At 71.3% G+C, this 18,699-nt stretch carries 17 protein-coding genes and 1 tRNA gene; 8 read left to right on the top strand and 10 right to left on the bottom strand.

Annotated elements, in window-relative coordinates; translation table 11 throughout:
• A partial coding sequence (locus tag VGD32_RS07905) for a topoisomerase C-terminal repeat-containing protein (RefSeq protein ID WP_331031352.1) occupies positions 1 to 1,435 on the top strand: 1,435 nt, incomplete at its 5' end.
• On the opposite strand, the gene VGD32_RS07900 is transcribed toward VGD32_RS07905, so the two are convergent.
• The 3 genes from VGD32_RS07900 to VGD32_RS07890 all read right to left on the bottom strand — a co-directional run bounded on the left by VGD32_RS07900 (position 1,432) and on the right by VGD32_RS07890 (position 3,478).
• Complete coding sequence (locus VGD32_RS07900) at positions 1,432 to 1,851, bottom strand: molecular chaperone DnaJ (protein ID WP_331031351.1); 420 nt, start codon at positions 1,849 to 1,851, stop codon at positions 1,432 to 1,434. The two genes, VGD32_RS07905 and VGD32_RS07900, sit on opposite strands and share 4 nt — an antisense overlap.
• 4 nt (positions 1,852 to 1,855) lie before the next feature.
• Positions 1,856 to 2,695, bottom strand: a complete 840-nt coding sequence (locus VGD32_RS07895) for a division plane positioning ATPase MipZ (RefSeq protein WP_331031350.1) — start codon at positions 2,693 to 2,695, stop codon at positions 1,856 to 1,858.
• Between the two features lie 123 nt (positions 2,696 to 2,818).
• Positions 2,819 to 3,478: an SPOR domain-containing protein gene (locus VGD32_RS07890; RefSeq protein WP_331031349.1), complete on the bottom strand. Its 660-nt coding sequence runs from the start codon at positions 3,476 to 3,478 to the stop codon at positions 2,819 to 2,821.
• Positions 3,479 to 3,553: 75 nt separating this feature from the next.
• On the opposite strand from VGD32_RS07890, the gene panC reads away from it, so the two are divergent.
• On the top strand, positions 3,554 to 4,414 hold the full coding sequence (gene panC, locus VGD32_RS07885; RefSeq protein WP_331031348.1) for a pantoate--beta-alanine ligase: 861 nt from the start codon (positions 3,554 to 3,556) through the stop codon (positions 4,412 to 4,414).
• Here the strand turns inward: panC and VGD32_RS07880 are convergent.
• The 4 genes from VGD32_RS07880 to gor form a co-directional block, all read right to left on the bottom strand.
• Complete coding sequence (locus VGD32_RS07880) at positions 4,411 to 5,169, bottom strand: chorismate mutase (protein WP_331031347.1); 759 nt, start codon at positions 5,167 to 5,169, stop codon at positions 4,411 to 4,413. The two genes, panC and VGD32_RS07880, sit on opposite strands and share 4 nt — an antisense overlap.
• A gap of 233 nt (positions 5,170 to 5,402) precedes the next feature.
• Positions 5,403 to 5,975 (bottom strand): prephenate dehydratase domain-containing protein, encoded by a 573-nt coding sequence (locus tag VGD32_RS07875; protein WP_331031346.1) that lies wholly within the window; start codon positions 5,973 to 5,975, stop codon positions 5,403 to 5,405.
• Between the two features lies 1 nt (position 5,976).
• Positions 5,977 to 7,350, bottom strand: a complete 1,374-nt coding sequence (locus VGD32_RS07870) for a class II 3-deoxy-7-phosphoheptulonate synthase (protein WP_331031345.1) — start codon at positions 7,348 to 7,350, stop codon at positions 5,977 to 5,979.
• Between the two features lie 121 nt (positions 7,351 to 7,471).
• The gene (gene gor, locus VGD32_RS07865) at positions 7,472 to 8,872 is read right to left on the bottom strand and encodes a glutathione-disulfide reductase (RefSeq protein WP_331031344.1); all 1,401 of its coding nucleotides are present in this window, start codon (positions 8,870 to 8,872) and stop codon (positions 7,472 to 7,474) included.
• Positions 8,873 to 9,044: 172 nt separating this feature from the next.
• On the opposite strand from gor, the gene VGD32_RS07860 reads away from it, so the two are divergent.
• The gene (locus VGD32_RS07860) at positions 9,045 to 10,013 is read left to right on the top strand and encodes a hypothetical protein (RefSeq protein ID WP_331031343.1); all 969 of its coding nucleotides are present in this window, start codon (positions 9,045 to 9,047) and stop codon (positions 10,011 to 10,013) included.
• Between the two features lie 19 nt (positions 10,014 to 10,032).
• On the opposite strand, the gene rpiA is transcribed toward VGD32_RS07860, so the two are convergent.
• Positions 10,033 to 10,716 carry a ribose-5-phosphate isomerase RpiA gene (rpiA, locus tag VGD32_RS07855; protein WP_331031342.1) on the bottom strand — a complete coding sequence of 228 codons (684 nt, stop codon included), beginning with the start codon at positions 10,714 to 10,716 and terminating at the stop codon, positions 10,033 to 10,035.
• 140 nt (positions 10,717 to 10,856) lie between these two features.
• Between rpiA and VGD32_RS07850 the strand changes: the two genes are divergently transcribed.
• A complete protein-coding gene (locus tag VGD32_RS07850; protein WP_331031341.1) occupies positions 10,857 to 11,411 on the top strand; it encodes a hypothetical protein in 555 nt (184 codons plus the stop codon).
• Here VGD32_RS07850 and glmU read toward each other — a convergent pair.
• Positions 11,368 to 12,723 (bottom strand): bifunctional UDP-N-acetylglucosamine diphosphorylase/glucosamine-1-phosphate N-acetyltransferase GlmU, encoded by a 1,356-nt coding sequence (gene glmU / locus VGD32_RS07845; protein ID WP_331031340.1) that lies wholly within the window; start codon positions 12,721 to 12,723, stop codon positions 11,368 to 11,370. The two genes, VGD32_RS07850 and glmU, sit on opposite strands and share 44 nt — an antisense overlap.
• Positions 12,724 to 12,788: 65 nt before the next feature.
• Here glmU and VGD32_RS07840 point away from each other — a divergent pair, with 65 nt between their 5' ends.
• Positions 12,789 to 13,481 carry an HAD hydrolase-like protein gene (locus VGD32_RS07840; protein WP_331031339.1) on the top strand — a complete coding sequence of 231 codons (693 nt, stop codon included), beginning with the start codon at positions 12,789 to 12,791 and terminating at the stop codon, positions 13,479 to 13,481.
• 77 nt (positions 13,482 to 13,558) lie between these two features.
• A tRNA-Val gene (locus VGD32_RS07835) sits at positions 13,559 to 13,633 on the top strand.
• A gap of 13 nt (positions 13,634 to 13,646) precedes the next feature.
• Here VGD32_RS07835 and VGD32_RS07830 read toward each other — a convergent pair.
• On the bottom strand, positions 13,647 to 15,605 hold the full coding sequence (locus VGD32_RS07830) for a pre-peptidase C-terminal domain-containing protein (RefSeq protein WP_331031338.1): 1,959 nt from the start codon (positions 15,603 to 15,605) through the stop codon (positions 13,647 to 13,649).
• A 189-nt stretch (positions 15,606 to 15,794) separates the two neighbouring features.
• Between VGD32_RS07830 and VGD32_RS07825 the strand changes: the two genes are divergently transcribed.
• Both VGD32_RS07825 and VGD32_RS07820 read left to right on the top strand, forming a co-directional pair.
• Positions 15,795 to 17,927 (top strand): DEAD/DEAH box helicase, encoded by a 2,133-nt coding sequence (locus tag VGD32_RS07825; protein WP_331031337.1) that lies wholly within the window; start codon positions 15,795 to 15,797, stop codon positions 17,925 to 17,927.
• 89 nt (positions 17,928 to 18,016) lie between these two features.
• Positions 18,017 to 18,699: ABC transporter ATP-binding protein (locus VGD32_RS07820; protein WP_331031336.1), on the top strand; the 683-nt coding region annotated here is incomplete at its 3' end.

Below are 18,699 nucleotides of genomic sequence, written 5' to 3'. Positions count from 1 at the left end.
CGAGGTCGAGACGCCGGACGGCCAGACCGGGTTGCGCGCCACCGGACAGGTGGTGGCCTTCGACGGCTTTCTGGCCGTCTATGAGGAGGGCCGCGACGAGCGGCCGAAGGACGGCGAGGACGAGGACGATTCGACCCGCTTGCCGGCGCTGAAGGAAGGCGCGGGCGTCAAGGTCGAGGCCGTCCGCACCGAACAGCATTTCACCGAACCGCCGCCGCGCTTCTCGGAAGCCACCCTGGTCAAGAAGCTGGAAGAACTGGGCATCGGCCGCCCGTCGACCTACGCCTCGATCCTGACCACCCTGCGCGACCGCGGCTATGTGCGGATGGACAAGAACCGGTTCATCCCGGAGGACACCGGCCGGCTGGTCACCGCCTTCCTGGAACAGTTCTTCGCCAAGTGGGTGCAGTACGACTTCACCGCCGATCTGGAGACCCAGCTCGACGAGGTGTCGGCGGGCGATCTCGACTGGAAGAAGCTGCTGCGCGACTTCTGGGGTCAGCTGAAGCCGGCCACGGCCGACGTGACCGCCATGCAGGGCGTCATCGACAAGCTGGACGAGGCGATCGGGCCGTTCCTGTTCCCGCCGAAGGCCGATGGATCGGACCCGCGCCTGTGCCCGGTGTGCGGCACGGGACGGCTGCATCTGAAGGCCAGCTTCAAGATGAAGTCGACCTTCATCGGCTGCTCCAACTACCCGGAGTGCAAATACACCCGCGGCTTCGGCAGCGGGGCGTCGAACGAGGAGGCCGGAACCGACCGGGAGCTGGGACTGGATCCCGAGACCGGTCAGCCGGTGCATCTGAAGATCGGGCGGTTCGGGCCCTATGTGGAGACGACGCCGCCGGGCGCGGAGAAGCCGAGGCGGTCGTCCCTGCCCAAGGGCTGGTCGCCGGCGTCGCTGACGCTGGAGCAGGCGCTGCGGCTGCTGGCCCTGCCGCGCGAGGTCGGGCTGCATCCGGAGGACGGCAAGCCCATCACCGCCGGATTGGGCCGCTACGGACCCTTCGTGCAGCACGCCGGGACCTACGCCAATGTCGCCGACATCGACGAGGTGTTCGAGATCGGGCTCAACCGGGCCGTGGTGCTGCTGGCCGAGAAGCGGGCCGGCAAGTTCGCCGGGCGCGGGGCCGCGGCCGCGCCACTGAAGGACCTGGGGGCGCACCCCGAGACCGGCGAGCCGATCCACGTCATGGCCGGCCGCTTCGGTCCCTATGTGAAGTCGGGCAAGGTCAACGCCACCCTGCCGAAGGGCACGGCGCCGGAAGAGCTGACGCTGGAGGCGGCCCTGCCGTTGCTGGCGGCCCGGGCGGCGGCGGCCCCGAAGGCCAAGACGGCGCCGGCGAAGAAGGCGGCGGCCGCCAAGAAGCCGGCGGCGAAGAAGGCCGCGCCGAAGAAAAAGCCGGCGGCGAAGAAGGCTCCGGCCAAGGCCTAGCCTTTCAGCAGGCGGTCGCGGGCGGCGTTGAGGCGTGAGGCGAGGCCTTCGGTCCCGCCCTGATCCGGATGCGCCCGCGCCATCAGCCGCTTCCAGGCGGCGTTGATCTGCTGCGGCGTGGCGTCGGCGGAGACGCCGAGCAGCGAGCGCGCTTCGGCGGGGGTCATCGCCTCGGTTCGGGTCGCGGCGGTGCGCTGGCGCGAGGCGACGGTCAGCCACAGGCCGGCTCCGGCGAGGGCGGCGGCGGCCAGCCACGATCCCCGGGCGGCGAGCAGGACGGCCCCGGCGATCAGGACGGCGCTGAACAGGGTGGCGGTCACCCGCCAGTGGCCGCGCCCCGGGCCTTCAGTCTGGCGGCCGAGCCGGACGAGGGCCCAGACGGCGATCGCCGCCAGCGCCAGCCAGACCAGGCTCAAGACCTCACGCCGCGGCGTCCAGCGGCGCGTTCAGGGAGCCGCCGTCGAGGCCGAGGGCCCGCATCAGGTTGCGCAGCTCCTGACGGGCGGCGACGTGGGCCAGCGACACGGCCACGGGCCGCACCTCGTTGGACAGGTCGGCGACCGTCAGGCCGAAGGGGAACAGCTCGCGATAGATGACGCGGTCGCGCAGGCCGGGGCCCATGCGGAAGCCGACCCGGCGGGCCAGCTTCTCCATCCGCTCCTCGAGCCGCTGGCGGTTGCGGGCGGCGGCGACGGCGAGGCGGTTGGTGACCACGATCCAGTCGATGGCGGCGGCCCGGCCCTCGGTGATGGCCCGGTGCTTGCGCGCCTCCCAGACGCTTTCGGAATAGATGGAGGGCTTGAGCAGGTCGAGGGTGACCGGATCGACCTGACCCAGCAGATCGAAGTCGATGAAGCTGTCGTTCATCGGCGTGACGATCTGGTCCGCGAGACCGTGGGCGGTGCGCGACAGCAGGGTGTCGCCGCCGGGCGTGTCGATCAGGATGAACTCCGCCGCGGCGCGCGCCTCGGCGAAGGCGGCGTCGAAGCGGGCCAGCTGCTCGCTCTCGTCGGCCCTGGCCAGAGCCTTGCCGTCACCCATGTCCGGCTGGACCGGCATCGGCAGGACCTGGGCGTTGCCGGCCGTCCAGGCGGCGCGGTTGGCGAAGACTTTGGCCATCGAGCGCTGCCGCAGGTCCAGATCGATGATCGCGACCGACTTGCCCGCGTGCAGCAGGCCGCAGACGATGTGGATGGCGAGCGTGGACTTGCCCGCCCCGCCCTTTTCGTTGCCGACGACGATGACCGTGGGGTCAGCCATGAACTCTCGATGCCTCTGCGGCCGCCGACTCGACGCGCGGCCTTCAGACGCCAGAATCGCCGGGCCGGGGCGCGGCGTCAACGGAGCGGTGATCCGTGACTGTGGATGTGGGGCTTCGCCGTATCAGGCGGCGCGGTGGCACCAGGGATCGTCGATGCCGGCCGCGGCGCAGACCGCGGCGGCGCCGGCGGCGGGCGCCCGAACCTTGAGCCGGGTCAGGCGACGGCCTCCGACCTCCACGCCCTCGAACACCGGCGTCAGGCCGTCGAGGGCCCAGGCGGCGCCCCCGGACTTGAGCCGCGCCCAGGCGGCGCGGGCGGCGGCGTCGCTGGAGTAGGCCCCGATCTGGACCAGACCGCCGGCGCGGGGCGCGACCGGGCGGCCGGGCTGCGCCGGACGCAATCCGGCCTGAACGGCGGCGCTGTCGATACGGGCGGAGACCTGCCGGACCGCGGCTTCGGCCACGGCGGGCGCGGCGGCGGCGACGAGGCGCTGCCCCTCGTCCCGGGCCACGCCGCCCAGACCGCCGTCGCGGGCGTCCCAAAGGGCGTGCGGCTCCATGACCTGCACCTGCAACGCGGGGCGCAGGCCGGTTTCGGCGGCGGTGCGGACGACCGGCGCGCGGGCGGGAGCCGCCCCGGCCTGGCCGTCCAGCGGAATGGCGGCGACGGCCTCGGCCATGTCCTCGAAGCGGTGCGGATTCGGCTCGACCATGCCGCAGGCGGACAGGGCGGCGGCGGCCAGACAGGCCAGCACTGGACGGATGAGGAGGCTCGGCGTCATAAGCGCACCCTGACACGCCGGGCTTTGAGGCACGGTTCACAAGCACGCTTAAGGCGAAGGGTTAATCCGTTCACCATGCCCCACACTCCTGACCTGCCCGTCGCCCGCACCATCGCGGAGTTGCGCCAGACGGTAAGCGGCTGGAAGCGGCAGGGGTTCACCGTCGGCTTCGTGCCGACCATGGGGGCGTTGCACGAAGGTCACCAGACGCTGGTGCGTGAAGCGGGCCTGCGGGCCGACCGGGTGGTGGCCAGCGTCTTCGTCAATCCGACCCAGTTCGCCGCGCACGAGGATCTCGGGGCCTATCCGCGGCAGGAGGCGCGCGACGCCGAACTGCTGGCCGGAGCCGGCTGCGCCCTGATGTATGCGCCGGCCGTGGAGGAGATGTATCCCGCCGACGCCACCACGACGATCTCGGTCGGGGCACCGGCCGAGGGGCTGGAAGGCGCGTTCCGGCCGCAGATGTTCGGCGGCGTGGCGCTGGTGGTGGCCAAGCTGCTGAACCAGGTCCAGCCGCACGTCGCCGTGTTCGGGGAGAAGGATTTCCAGCAGCTGATCGTGGTTCGGCGGCTGGTGCGCGATCTGGACATTCCGGTCGAGATCGTCGGTTCGCCGACCATCCGCGACGGGCACGGCCTCGCCCTGTCGTCGCGCAACGCCTACCTGTCGGCGGAGCAGCTGGAGGTGGCGCGGCGGCTGAATGGCGTGCTGGCCGAGGCCGGCGCCAAGGCTTCGGCGGGCGGCGCCCTGCCCGCCATCGAGTCCGAAGCCGCGACCGCCCTGCTTGAGGTCGGGTTCAGCCACGTCGACTATGTCGCCGTGCGGCGGGCGGAGGATCTGGGGGAATTCGCGGGTGGAACCGTCGACGGCCCCGCCCGCGTCCTGGCCGCCGCCTGGCTGGGCAAGACCCGGCTGATCGACAATATGGCGATCTAGCCGATCGCGCCGACGCAGCCCTCGTCGCCGCCGACCGGCATGGCCGCATCGGTGAGCGACAGGCTCCAGCCGTGGTGGGTGTCGAGGCCGCGGCGGCGGATGCCGGAGCCGTCGCCCGCGTCGCCGCCGGCGGTGACCAGCACGCGGCGGCCGCCGGGCAGGGCCGCGGGGTCGATCCGCCCGACCGCCAGCGCCGTGGGCGTCTCGCCGCCGAAACCGTCGAAGACGCTGAGCGCCGACCATTCGCGGCGGAGGCCGGTCCACCAGGGGTCGCCGGCGTTGATCGCCAGCACGGCGACGCCGTGGCCGTCCGCGGCCCAGGCGAGCGCGGCCTGCGGATCGCGCACGGCCTTCATGTCGGCCGCCGCGCCGAAGCGGAGACGGGCTCCGTCGAAGGCGCGGGTCGGCTCGACCGGCGACCAGACCTGGACCTGCAGCCTGCCCTGACGGGCGAGGCCCCAGCCGACGATCTGCCGCCAGAGGGATTCGACGGCCTCACGGTTGTCCGGCGCGGCCTGGGCGAGGACGCGGTCGAGAACGGTCTGTTCCCGGTCGGGGCGAAGCTTGAGGTGAGGACCGGACGGCGCGTCCTTGGCCTTGCCGACGCGGGCGGCGATGGCGAGACGACGCTCGAACAGGGCGAGCAGCTGGTCGTCGAGGACGTCGATCTCATGACGCAGGGCGGCGAGCGCCATCTGTTCGGGGGAGACTTCGAGGAGGGCGGGCCAGACTTGCTGGAGGGCGGAAGGGGTCACGGGGAGTCTTTCGGATTTCGATGGGGCTGGGCGTTTGCGAGCCGCCGCTCCGTCGCGGAGCGGTCGCCGGCGAGGCGGTCAGGACGCGATGCCCGACGCCTCAGCCGGCGTATCGAAAGCCGTAGAAATACAGCTCCGCGGCGGCGGTGAAGCCGGCGAATGCAGTCGCAGCGATGGCGTGCGAGCGGACCATGGGCGTCATTGGGCGCATGGATCGTGCGGCGTCAAGCGCTTCAGGCGCTGAGCAGGACAAACCGCGTGCGGTTGTCGGCCGAATCCTGGATGTCGTTGCGCAGAATCGACAGGTCATAGACCTCGGCCGCCCGGACCGGGGCGACGGCGGCGCGGGTGGGATCCCGGGCCTCGGCGACGGCGCGGGCCGCCCCCGCAGTGTCGTAGGCCTCGACCGGTTCGATGCCGAGGCCCTTCAGGGTGGCGGCGCACTGTCCAAGGGCGGCGGGGTGGCTTTCCGCGGTCCGGATGTCGCCGAGGCGGGCGCCGGCCGGGGCCATCAGGGCGAGCCGGATCGGGCGCCAGACCTCCGAGACGACGGTCAGCCCCGCCGCCTCGATCAGGGAGGCGGCAGGCTCGACACGGCCGACGGTGGTGTTCTCGACGGGAATTAGGGCGCAGCCCACCTCCCCGGCCTTCAGGGCCGCGATGGCGGACTCGAAGCTGTCGCAGGCGACGGGTTCGTCCCACGGCCGCAGATCAATGACGGCCTCGTGGCTGAAGGCGCCCGGCGCGCCCTGATAGGCGCAGCGACCCGGCGCGTCATCGCCGTCGGGACGGCCGACGGCCTCCATCTCAGGCCGCCTCGGACTGGGCGCGCCGGCCGGCCTTGAGCCGTTCGGCGACGAGGAAGGCCAGCTCCAGCGCCTGGTCGGCGTTGAGGCGCGGGTCGCAGTGGGTGTGATAGCGGCTGCTGAGATCGTCCTCGGTCAGGGCCTGGGCGCCGCCGAGGCATTCGGTGACGTTCTGGCCGGTCATCTCGAGGTGGACGCCGCCGGGATGAACGCCCTCGGCCTCGGCCACGTCGATGAAGCCGCGGACCTCGGACAGGATGCGTTCGAAGGGGCGGGTCTTGTAGCCGTTGCCCGCCTTGAGCGTATTGCCGTGCATCGGGTCGATCGACCAGACCACGCGGCGGCCCTCGGCCTTCACCGCCTTCATCAGGCGCGGCAGGCGGTCGCCGACCTTGTCCGCCCCGAAGCGGCCGATCAGGGTCAGGCGGCCTGGCGTGTTGTCGGGGTTGAGCACATCGATCAGGGCCAGCAGGTCGTCCGCCTCCATGGTCGGGCCGCACTTCAGGCCGACGGGATTGCGAATGCCGCGGGCGAACTCGACGTGGGCGCCGTCCAGCTGGCGGGTGCGCTCGCCGATCCAGACCATGTGGGCCGAGGTGTCGAACCACTCGCCGGTGGCCCCGTCGAGTCGGGTCAGGGCGCTCTCGAGATTGAGCAGCAGGGCCTCGTGCGAGGTGAAGACCTCGACCCGGCTGAGATCCGGATGGGTCTCCGGCGTGACGCCGACGGCCTCCATGAAGGCCAGGGCCTCGGTGATCTTGTCGGCCAGGTCGCGGTCGCGGGCGCCGTAGGCGCTGTCGGCCGCGAAGCCCATGGTCCAGCGGTGGATGTTGTACAGGTCGGCGTAGCCGCCGCCGGCGAAGGCGCGCAGCAGGTTCAGGGTCGAGGCCGACTGGTTGTAGGCGCGGATCAGCCGCTGCGGATCGGGCACGCGCTCTTCGGGCGTGAACGCCATGCCGTTGATGATGTCGCCGCGGTAGCTGGGCAGGGTCTCGTCGCCGATGGTCTCGAGCGAGGATGAGCGCGGCTTGGCGAACTGGCCGGCGATGCGGCCGACCTTCACCACCGGCTTGCGGCCGGCGAAGGTCAGGACCACCGCCATCTGCAGGATCAGGCGGAAGGTGTCGCGGATGTTGTCGGTCGAGAACTCCTTGAAGCTCTCGGCGCAGTCGCCGCCCTGGAGCAGGAAGGCCTCGCCGGCCTCGACCTGGGCCAGTTTCGCGGTCAGGTGGCGCGCCTCGCCGGCGAAGACCAGCGGCGGCATGGCGCGCAGTTCGTCCTCGACGCGCCCAAGGGCGGCCATGTCCGGATAGTCCGTCGGCATCTGCACGACGGGCTTCTGTCTCCAGCTCTCGGGGGTCCAGCGCGTACTCATCGGGCCAAGATAGGCGGACGCGGGGTCAGGGACAATGAACCGTCGTGACGCACGGGATTTCCCGTCGCGGCGCGGGCGCGGGTGGGGAGGTCGTTCGTCGGTCCCTCAGGGCTCCGGCTCCCTACCCTGCCGACATATTGCCGGGCTGCTGCTTCTCGCGCAGGGTCACGAGCTCCTCGGCCATGGTGGGGTGGACGGCGCAGGTCGCGTCCCACTGGGCCTTGGTCAGGCCGGCCTTCACGGCGATGGCGGCGAGCTGGATCATCTCGGGCGCCTCGGGGCCGACGATGTGGACGCCGACCACCTTCTGGCTCGTGGCGTCGACCACCAGCTTCATCAGTACGCGCTCGTCGGAGCCGGTGAAGGCGTATTTCCTCGGCCGGAAGCGGGTGAGATAGACGTCGACCTCGCCGGGGCAGGAATGGCGCGCCTCGCTCTCGGACAGGCCGACGACCCCGACCGGGGGCTGGCTGAACACTGCGGTGGCGACGGCCTCGTAGTCGAAACGGGTCGGGTTCCCGCGGTAGACCGTCTCGTGGAAGGCCACGGCCTCGCGGATGGCGACCGGCGTCAGGTTCATGCGGTCGGTGACGTCGCCGATGGCCCAGATGTTGTCCGCGGTGGTCTTCGAGAAGGCGTCGACGCAGATCGCGCCGTTGTCGTCGACCTTCACCCCGGCCGCCTCGAGGCCCAGATCCCTGACGTGCGGGACCCGGCCGGTGGCGAACATGACCACGTCGGTCTCAAGGCTCATGCCGTTGCCGAGGTGGTTGACGATACCGGTCTCCGTCTTCTCCAGCGAGGTGTGCTGGCAGCCGAGGATGACCTTGATCCCCCGCTTCTCGATCTCGCCGGCGAGGTGGGCGCGGACGTCGTCGTCAAAGCCGCGCAGGATGTTGGGCCCGCGGTAGATCAGGGTGGTCTCGACGCCGAGGCCGGCGAAGATGCCGGCGAACTCGACGGCGATATAGCCGCCGCCGGCGATGAGGATGCGCTTCGGCAGCTCGGGCAGGTGGAAGGCCTCTTCCGAGGTTATGGCGTGCTCGATGCCCGGCAGGTCGTCGGGCTTCCACGGGCGGCCGCCGGTGGCGACGAGGATCTTCTCCGCCGTGACGGTCAGGGGCTTGCCCCCCTCGCCCTTGCCGGCGATCTCGACCGTGTGGGCGTCCTTGAGCACGGCCCGGCCATGGATCAGGTCGACCCCGGCCTTGCCGAGGTTGGCGGCGTAGATGCCCGACAGGCGGGCGATCTCGACGTCCTTGGCCTGAAGGAAGGTCGGCCAGTCGAATTTCGTGCCCTCGAACGACCAGCCGTAGCCTTCGGCGATCTCGAGGGCGTGGCTGACCTCGGACGCCATGACCATGAATTTCTTGGGCACGCAGCCGCGGATGACGCAGGTGCCGCCGACGCGGAATTCCTCGGCGATGGCCACCTTTCTGCCGCCGAGGGCGGTGAGGCGGGCGGCGCGGACACCGCCGGAACCGGCGCCGATGACGAAGAGGTCGTAGTCGTAGTCGGCCATTCGGCAAGGCTCCGTTCCGCGCCCGGCGGCGCGCGACGGACTTAGGTCCCGGGGGCGACGGGAGCAAGGGACGGGCCTTGACGCGCCCCTGTCGGCTGCCGCGGCCGGAAGCGGTTGACGCCCTCGCGCAGGCAGGCGCTTATGGGACGAACCACACCCCGGGACGCCACCTATGGTTATCTTCGCCCTCACCGCCCTGCTGACCACGGCGCCCCTCCAGGACCCGCCGCCCGCCCCCGCGCCGCAGCAGGCGCCGGCGGCCGAGGAGCCGACCCGGCTGGAGGATGTGACCGTCACCGGCCGGCCGCTGGACCAGCTGATCGAGGACTTCGTCGGCGAGGTGGCCGAGCCGAACCGGCATCGCGGCCTCGCCCGCTGGGAAGAGCGTGTCTGCGTCGGCGTGGCCAACCTGACCGGCGAGACGGCCCAATATCTGGCCGACCGCATCTCCACCGTGGCCGAGGATGTCGGTCTGGAGGTCGGCGGGCCGGGCTGCACCCCGAACATCATGGTGGTGGCCACCGACGACGGCGGCGCGCTGGCCCGCACCCTCGTCGAGGAACGGGGCCGGGCGTTCCGGATGGGCGGGGCCGGCATGGATCGCGGCGGCGACGCCCTGGCCGACTTCGTCGAGACCGACCGCCCGGTGCGCTGGTGGCAGATGAGCCTGCCGGTGGACGCCGAAACCGGGGACCGGGCGGTGCGCATCCCCGGCGACTGCCGCAACAGCTGCACGGGTGCGGCCGACGCGGCGCCGCAGATCGGCGTGTTCGCAGCCTCGCGGCTGAACACCCAGATCGTCGACGCCCTGATCCGGACCATCGTCATCGTCGACGTCGGGGACGTGGCGGGCCTGAGCGTGCTGCAGCTGGCGGACTATATCGCCATGGTGTCGCTGGCGCAGATCGATCCCGACGCGGACACCAGCCGCTACGCCTCGATCCTCAACGTGTTCGACGATCCGGAGGGCAGCGCCAGCGTCACCGACTGGGACCGGGCCTATCTGGCGGGCCTGTACGGGGCGGAGAGGAACGACGCCAACTGGCGGGCCAACCGCGCCGAGATCGCCGGCGAGATCCGCCGGGCGCACAGACGGGCGCGGGACGGCGAGGCCGGGGCCGAACCGGCCGCGGAAGAGTAGACCGGCCCCGGGGCCCCGCTCAGGGCGTCAGCAGCTCCACGCCGCCCTCGACGCCGATGATCGCCTCGTCCGCCAGGTCGAGGAAGAGGCCGTGCTCGACCACGCCGGTGATCAGCTTGAGGTCGTCGGCGAGGCGGGCGGGGTCGTGGATGACGCCGCATTTGGCATCGTAGATCAGGTTGCCGCCGTCGGTGCGGACGAGGCCGCGCTCGGCCTGACGGACGCGGGCGGGCATGGCGATCTCGTGGTCGGTCAGGACGTCGGCGATGCGGTTGGCGGTGGTCTTGTGACCGAAGGCGACGACCTCGATCGGCAGGGCGAAGGCGCCGAGGGTCTTCACCACCTTGGCGGCGTCGGCGATGACAATGCAGCGCGCCGAAGCCTCCCAGACCAGCTTCTCGCGCAGCAGGGCCGCGCCGCCGCCCTTGATCAGGGCGAGGCCGGGTCCGACCTCGTCGGCGCCGTCGACGGTCAGGTCGATGCGGGGCGTGTCCTCGAGGGTGGAGAGCGGCAGGCCGAGTTCGCGGGCCAGTTCGGCGGTGGCCTCCGAGGTCGGGACGCAGCGCAGGTTGGCGAGGTTCCGGGCGGCCAGCGCCCTGACGAACCAGGCGGCGGTGGAGCCGGTGCCGAGGCCGACGGTCATGCCCGCCTCGACGCGGAGGGCGGCGGCCTCGCCGGCGGATTTCTTCTGGGCGTCGGACATGAAGCTTGGTAGTTCCTGATCCTGAGACTACCGGAGGCCATATCGGGGGAACAGGGACGGGGGAAGTGGGGAATCTCGCCGACCGCCCGGCCGTCCCGATCCGGACTTCGTCGACCCCGAAACACCGCCGGACTTCCCCGATGAAGCGCTTGCCCCTCGCCGCCCTCGGCGCCCTCTTGCTCGCGACCGGCGGCTGCGCCTCGATGGCCGACGTCTACGACCCGGCGCCGCAGCCCAGCGGCTACATGTCGCCGGCGGAGGGCGTTCCCTCGGCGACCCTGGTGATCGTCACGCCCGCCACGCTGCAGGGCCTGCAGGGGCGGATGATCTTCAACCTGCCCGTCGATGGCCAGCTGACGAGCGTGGACTATTTCCTGTCGCGCAATCCGATCCGCGGGTCCGACCGCGTGGCGGTGCCGTGGAGAGGCGTGGGCGACGCCTCCTATATCCGCGTGCATGTGCACCGGCCGGTCTACATCTCGGCCCGAGCGGTGCTCAGCTCCTACAATTGCCAGAACGACGTGTCCTCCAGCCGGTCGCGGACCACAGCTACCGCGTCGTCCAGGTCTACTCCGGCATGTCCTGCGCGCTGGAGGTGGTGGATCTGGCCACGAACGACCGCGTGCCGACCGTCCGCACCGAACGCACCCGCTAGGCGGACTTCGCCGCCTTCTTCGCCCGCATGGTTTCCATGAACCGGGCCGCCCAGCCGGGCTTCGCCGTCTGCGGGGCGCGGCCCAGGGCGAGGTCGCCGGGGGCGACATCCTGCGTGATGACCGAGCCGGAGCCGACCATGGCCCCGGGGCCGATGGTCACCGGGGCGACCAGCGAACTGTTGGAGCCGACGAAGGCCCCCTCGCCCACCACGGTGCGATGTTTGAAGAAGCCGTCGTAGTTGCAGAAGATCGTCCCGGCGCCGATGTTGGCCTTCGTCCCGACCTCGCCGTCGCCGAGGTAGGCGAGGTGGTTGGCCTTGGCGCCGGCGGCCATCCGGACGTTCTTCACCTCCACGAAATTGCCGACCTTGACCTTCTCGCCGAGGTCCGCGCCGGGACGCAGGCGGGCGTAGGGGCCGACCTCGGCGCCGGCGGCGACGGTGGCGCCCTCCACGTGGCTGAAGGCGCGGATGCGGGCGCCGGAGGCGATCCGGGCGCCGGGGCCGAAGACGACATAGGGCTCGATCGTGGTCCCGCCGCCGACCTCGGTGTCGAAGGCGAAATGGACGGTGTCGGGGGCGGGCATGGTCACGCCGGCGGCGAGGAAGGCGGTGCGGCGGGCGTTCTGGAACAGGGCCTCGGCCACGGCCAGTTCGGCCTGCGAGTTGACCCCCATGACGGCGTGCTCGGCGGCCATGACGGCGCGGGTCGGGGCGCCGTGACGGCGAGCCAGTTCGACCACGTCGGTGAGGTAGTATTCGCCCTTGGCGTTGTCGTTGCGGACCTCGCGCAGCAGGTCGAACAGCAGGCCGACCGGCGCGGCCATGACGCCGGAATTACAGGCCGTTATCGCCAGCACCTCGGGCGAAGCCTCCTTGGCTTCGGTGATGGCGAGGAGCTGGTCGCCGTCCATGACCAGGCGGCCGTAGGCGCCCGGATCAGCGGCCTCGAAGCCGATGACGGCGACCCCGTCGTGGGCGGCGAAGACCGGCTCGATGTCGGCGGCGGTGAGCAAGGGCACGTCGCCGTAGGTAATGACCACCTGGCCGACGAAATCGCCCAGCACGGCCTCGGCGGCGCGGACGGCGTGGCCGGTGCCCAGCGGCGGGTCCTGCACCGCGACGGCGTCCTCGCCGAGGCGTTTGACGACGTGGTCGCGGACCTCGGGCGAATGGGCCCCGACCACGACGACGATGCGCTCGCAGCCCAAGGCCTCGGCGGCGTCGATGGCGTGGTCCAGCATGGCGCGGCCGCCGACCGGGTGCAGCACCTTGGGCAGCGGCGACTTCATCCGCGTGCCCTGGCCGGCGGCGAGGATGATGGCGGCCCTGGGGTGCGCGGTGCTGGTCATGAATCGGTCCGGCGGTTAGTCACGCCCGAGGTCTAGCCCATCGGGGCGGGCGGCGGGAGATGTCGATGGCGGAGCGCGATCTGGAAGGCTGGACCATCGCCTTCGACCTCGACGGGACGCTGGTGGAGACGGCGCCGGACCTGATCGGCACCCTGAACCGGATGCTGGGCGCGCGCGACATCCTGAGGATGCCCGTGGAGGCGGCGCAGCATCTGGTCGGGCACGGGGCGCTGGCCCTGTTGCGGCACGGCTTCCGGGAGGCGGGCGCCGCGTGGGACGAGTCCAGGGCCCCTGCCCTGCTGCAGGAATTCCTCGACGACTATCTGGCCAACATCGCGGTCCACAGCCGTCCGTATGGCGGCGTGATCGAGTGCCTCGACCGGCTGGCCGGGCGCGGGGCGATCCTGTGCGTGGCGACCAACAAGCGGACCGACCTGTCCACGGCCCTGATCGGGGCGCTGGCGATGGACCGGCATTTCGCCGTGGTGTGCGGGCCGGACGTGGTCTCGGCGCGCAAGCCGGACGGCGCCCACATCCGCGAGGCGGTGACGATGGCCGGCGGCGATCCCGCGCGGGCGATCATGGTCGGCGACGGGGCGCCGGACGTGCAGGCGGCCAGGAGCGCGGGCGTTCCCTGCGTGGTGGTGAGCTTCGGCTATACGCCCATCGCGCCCGCCGACCTGGGCGGCGACGTGCTGATCGATCATTTCGATGCGCTGGAGGCCGCGATCGACGGCCTCGTCGCCGCCGGCATCTGATGTCTTGCCAGCCCGGGGCGAGCGGGCTATGTCCCCGCCCTCCCCGTCCACCAGGCTGGTCCCGGGGCCCGATTGATGGATGCGTAGCTCAGCGGGAGAGCACCTCGTTCACACCGAGGGGGTCACAGGTTCAATCCCTGTCGCATCCACCATCCTCCTTCCCCGTCACTGGCCGCCCGACGCCGCCGCGGCCGGCAGGCGGACGATGACGTCGTCGACCTGGACGCCGCCGCGGTCGATGACCAGGTTCTGGTAGTTGCGCTGGCCGTCCTGGGTCTCGGCCTGTACGTCCTCGACCTCGACGCGGAACTGGCGGCGCAGCCAGGTGGCCAGTTCGCCGGCCGTGACGAGGCGGTCGCCGTCGCCGTCGGCCGCGCCCGACATGCCCTCGCGGACGAAGTGGGACAGGTAGCCCCCGGCCTGGAATTTGTCGGCCACGGCGCTGGTCAGGTCCTCCTCCGAGCTGAACACGCCCATGACCCCCGGGCGGTCGACGACGTTGCGGGCGAAGCCGCCGGAGAAGCAGGCGTCCACCACCAGCAACGCCAGCCGGGTATCGAGGGTGGCGAACAGGCGTCCCAGTTCGGCGTCGGTGATCGCGCCGTCGGCGAGCACGAGCGTCTCCGACTTGCCATCGGGCTCGAGGCCGGTGACGGCGGTCGGCTCCTGATCGCCGTGACCCGAGAAGAAGAACAGGAACATGTCGTCGGGCCCCGCCTGGGCGGCGATGCGCGAGAAGGCGGCGCGAACGCCGCCGACGGTCGCCTCGGCGTTGGTCAGGACGACGCTGGCGTCGTTCAGCGATCCGTCGCGCTGCAGCGTCTCGGCCAGCTTGCGGGCGTCCTCGTCGGTGAAGGGCAGGTCGTTGATCCCGTCGGCGTAGTCGGACACTCCGACCATCAGGGCGAACACGCGCGCCCCGCCGGCGACGGCGGCCTGACGCGGCGGTTCGCGGCCGGCCTCGACGCTGAAGCGGTAGGAGCCCGTCTCGCCCGGGCGGTAGGAGGTGACGCGGACCTCGTATTCCCCGTCCTCGGGGAGGACCAGCGTCTGGCGGCTGTCCGTGCCGTCCTCGCCGTCGTCGTTGTCGAACTGCTCGCCGGAGGGCGTGGTGACCATGGTGTAGGCGTCGAAGGCCGAGGAGGTCAGGTCGACGACGACTCGCTGGCCGCGGCGGCCGGTGAAGCGATAGCTGTCGACGTATTCGCCGGAATCGAGCGTGTCGTCGCCCCCCGCGAGCGCGCCCGAAACGGCCTCGCCGATCTCCATCAGACCGCCGTCCGACGGACGGCCGGAGGGGGTCTCGGACGGCGGCCGGGGCGCCGTGAGGCCCGCACCCTCAAGCACCGCGAGACGGTAGGCGCCGCTCTCCTTGGGCGCGTAGCTGGTGGCCGAGATCTGATACTCTCCGTCGGCCGGCAGGGTGATCAGCAGGCGGCTGTCCCGGGACTCCTCGACACCGGCGTCGTCGTCATTGTCGCTGGAGAAGTCCCCCGGCCCGCGCACCATCAGATAGGGATCGAAGTCGGTCGAGGTGAGCCGGATATCGAGCTGCTGACCGCGCCGCCCGCGCAGGGTCCAGGTGTCGATGAACTCGCCGCTGTCGAGTTGCTCGTCGCCGCTGGCCAGGGCGCCGCCGACGGTGCGGCCGACGGTGATCGATCCCGCTGCGTCGGCCGGGCCCGACGGCGCCCGTCCGGCGCCGGCCGCCGTCAGGGTCAGGCGGTAGGCGCCGGTTTCGCCGGGTTCATAGCTGGTGGCGCTGATCTCGACCTCGCCGCCGGCGGGGGCGGTGAAGACGAGGCGGCTGTCGCGCGAGCCCCGCGCCGCCGGATCGTCGTCGTTGTCCTCGCTGAGCCCGCCGGGGCCGCGCACCAGCAGATAGGGATCGAAGGCCGAGGCCGAGAGCGTCACCTCATAGGTCTCTCCGGCCCTGACCGGGAGGGTCCAGGTGTCGGCGTATTCGCCGCTTTGCAGGGTGTCGTCGCCCCGCCGCAGCTCGCCCTGCACGGTCTGGCCGGGACGAATCGGTCTCCCGTCCTGAAGGGGACCCGCGGCAAACGCGGCGACGGGCTGGACCAGCACGGTCAGGGCCGTGGTGGCGGCAAGCAGTGTCTTGAGCATGGAATTCCCCTCCAGCGTCGCAGCTTTACCGAACGGAGGTCGGTTGTCACGGCGGCGCCCACATCCGTCAGGAATGGAAAGGGCCGCGCTTCCGCCTTGATCAGCGGGCATATGGCCGCCCCTTCGCCGCTCCGCCCCCCTCCCGGGCGGGACTGGCGCGCGCCGCGTTGGCGCCCTACGGACCACCTCATGCCCTTCCCCGCCAGTCATCCCGCGCTCGACCGCGCGCTCTCCGCCCGTGGCTACGCCGAGCCCACGCCTGTCCAGGCCGCCGTGCTGGAGGCCGAACAGGGGCGCGACCTGCTGGTCAGCGCCCAGACCGGCTCGGGCAAGACCGTGGCCTTCGGCCTGGCCCTGGCGCCGACCCTTCTGGGCGAGGCCGAGAAATTCGCCGAGTTCGGCGCGCCGGTGGCCCTGGTGATCGCCCCGACCCGCGAGCTGGCGCTGCAGGTCTCGAACGAACTGCAGTGGCTCTACGCCCAGACCGGCGCCCGCATCGTCTCGTGCGTCGGCGGCATGGATCCGAAGGTCGAGCGGCGGGCGCTGGAGCGCGGCTGTCACATCGTCGTCGGCACGCCCGGACGCCTGCGCGATCACGTCGAGCGGGGGGCTCTGGACCTGTCGACGCTGCAGGCCGTGGTGCTGGACGAGGCCGACGAGATGCTGGACATGGGCTTCCAGGAGGACCTGACCTTCATCCTCGACGCCGCCCCGGCCGAGCGGCGGACGCTGCTGTTCTCGGCCACGCTGGCGCGCGACATCGTGCAGCTGGCCCGGACCTACCAGAAGGACGCGCTGCGCATCGACACGGTGGCGGGCGCCGGGTCGCACGCCGACATCGAATACAAGGCCATCCGCGTCGCGCCCAACGAGGTCGAGCTCGCCGTCGTCAATGTGCTGCGTTATTTCGAGGCTCCCGGGGCGCTGGTGTTCGCCAACACCCGCGAGCGGGTCAAGCACCTGACCTCGAGCCTGCGCGAGCGCGGCTTCTCGGTCGTCGGGCTGTCGGGCGAACTGACCCAGAGCCAGCGGTCGGAAGCCCTGCAGGCGCTGCGCGACGGCCATGCGCGGGTCTGCGTGGCCACCGACGTGGCGGCCCGCGGCCTGGACCTGCCCGACCTGGGCCTGGTCATCCACGCCGAAATCCCGGTCAACAAGGCCGGCCTGCTGCACCGTTCGGGCCGCACCGGCCGGGCCGGCCGCAAGGGCGTGTCCGTGCTGCTGGTCAGCTATACGCGCCGCCGCAAGGTCGAACTGATGCTGCAGTCGGCAGGGATCACCGCGGAATGGTCGGGGCCGCCCTCGGCCGAGATGATCCTCGAGAACGACCGCAAGCGCATGCTGGCCGATCCGGTGCTGACGGCCCCGGTCGAGGACGAGGAGGCGCTGGCGCTGGGCCGGCAACTGCTCGAGAAGAGCTCACCCGAGCAGGTCGCGGCCGCGTTGATCCGCCTGTACCAGCAGAAGCTGCCGGCGCCGGAGGAGGTCTATGACGACGAGCGGATGAAGCGGCAGCAGGCCACGGGCCGCAACGACAAGGGCCAGCCGGACGTGCCGTATACGGACTTCGCGCGCGGCGGCGACATGGCCTGGTTCCGCATCAACATCGGCCGCGACAAGAACGCCGACCCAAAATGGCTGATGCCGACCATCTGCCGCCTGGGTCACGTGACCAAGCGCGACATCGGCGCGATCAAGATCTTCGAGCGCGAGACCAAGTTCGAGATCACCCAGGAGATGAAGGCGAAATTCGAGGCGGCCATCGCCCAGGGACTTGAGGACGGCGTGAAGATCGATCCGGCCGTGAAGCCGGGTCCTTCGGAGAAACCGGTCAGCCGCTGGGACAAGAAACCCGGCGCGGGCGGCGACCGTCCGGAGAAGAAGCCGTGGGCCAGGCGCGAAGAGGGCGGCGAGAAGCCGGCCTGGAAGCCGCGCGAGGACCGTCAGGAGGGCGCGAAGAAGCCTTGGGTCAAGCGCGAGGACGGCGACAGGCCGGCGTGGAAAGCCCGCGAGGACCGTCCGCAGGGCGAGAAGAAGCCTTGGGTGAAGCGCGATGACGCCGCCCCGGCGGCCGAGGGCAAGAAGCCGTGGGTGAAGCGCACGCCGGACACGCCCACGCCTCCGGGCAAGAAGCCCTGGGTCAAGAAGCCCGCCGCCGAAGGCAAGACTCCGTGGGCGCCGCGCGCCGACGCCGAAGCCGCTCCCGCCGGCGACAAGCCGTGGAAGGGCAAGCCGAAAGGCGGCGACCGTCCGTGGGCCCCGAAGGACGCGCGCGGCAAGCCGCCGGCGAAGAAGCCCTACAAGGCCAAGGGGCCACGCTGACAGCCGCCTGGCCGGCTCCCGTCTGAGGATTGCGCGTCGCCTGTAACCGTTTACGGTGAACCGGAGGCAAGCAGCGGCGGGCAGGACATATGGCGGACGTGCGGCTGAGCGGGGTGACCAAGCGCTTCGGCGCCACGGAGGTGCTGAAGGGCGTCGACCTGCAGATCGCGGACGGCGAGTTCGTCGTCTTCGTCGGCCCGTCGGGCTGCGGGAAGTCCACGCTGCTGCGCACCATCGCCGGGCTGGAAGAGGCCGACGGGGGCGAGATCGCCATCGGCGGGCGAACGGTCAACGACCTGTCGCCGTCGGACCGGGGCATCGCCATGGTGTTCCAGTCCTACGCCCTGTATCCACACATGAACGTCTATGAAAACATGGCGTTCGGGCTGAAACTTGCCAAACTGGACAAGGCGGAGGTCAACCGGCGGGTGCGCGGCGCCGCCGAGACGCTGAACATCACCGACTATCTGGACCGCAAGCCGAAGGCGCTGTCGGGCGGCCAGCGGCAGCGGGTGGCGATCGGCCGGGCCATCGTGCGGGAGCCGCAGGTCTTTCTGTTCGACGAGCCCCTGTCCAACCTCGACGCCGCCCTGCGGGTGCGGATGCGCTACGAGTTCGCCAGCCTGCACGAACGGCTGAAGACCACCATGGTCTATGTCACCCACGACCAGGTCGAGGCCATGACCCTGGCCGACCGGATCGTGGTGCTGAACGGCGGCGTGGTCGAGCAGGTCGGCAAGCCGATGGAGCTGTACGAACGGCCCCGCAACCT

The organism is Brevundimonas sp., from assembly GCF_036402095.1.
In the GTDB taxonomy this organism is placed as follows: domain Bacteria; phylum Pseudomonadota; class Alphaproteobacteria; order Caulobacterales; family Caulobacteraceae; genus Brevundimonas.
Note: the sequence above shows the minus strand (reverse complement) of the source record. Positions and strands in the feature narration are given on the sequence as shown.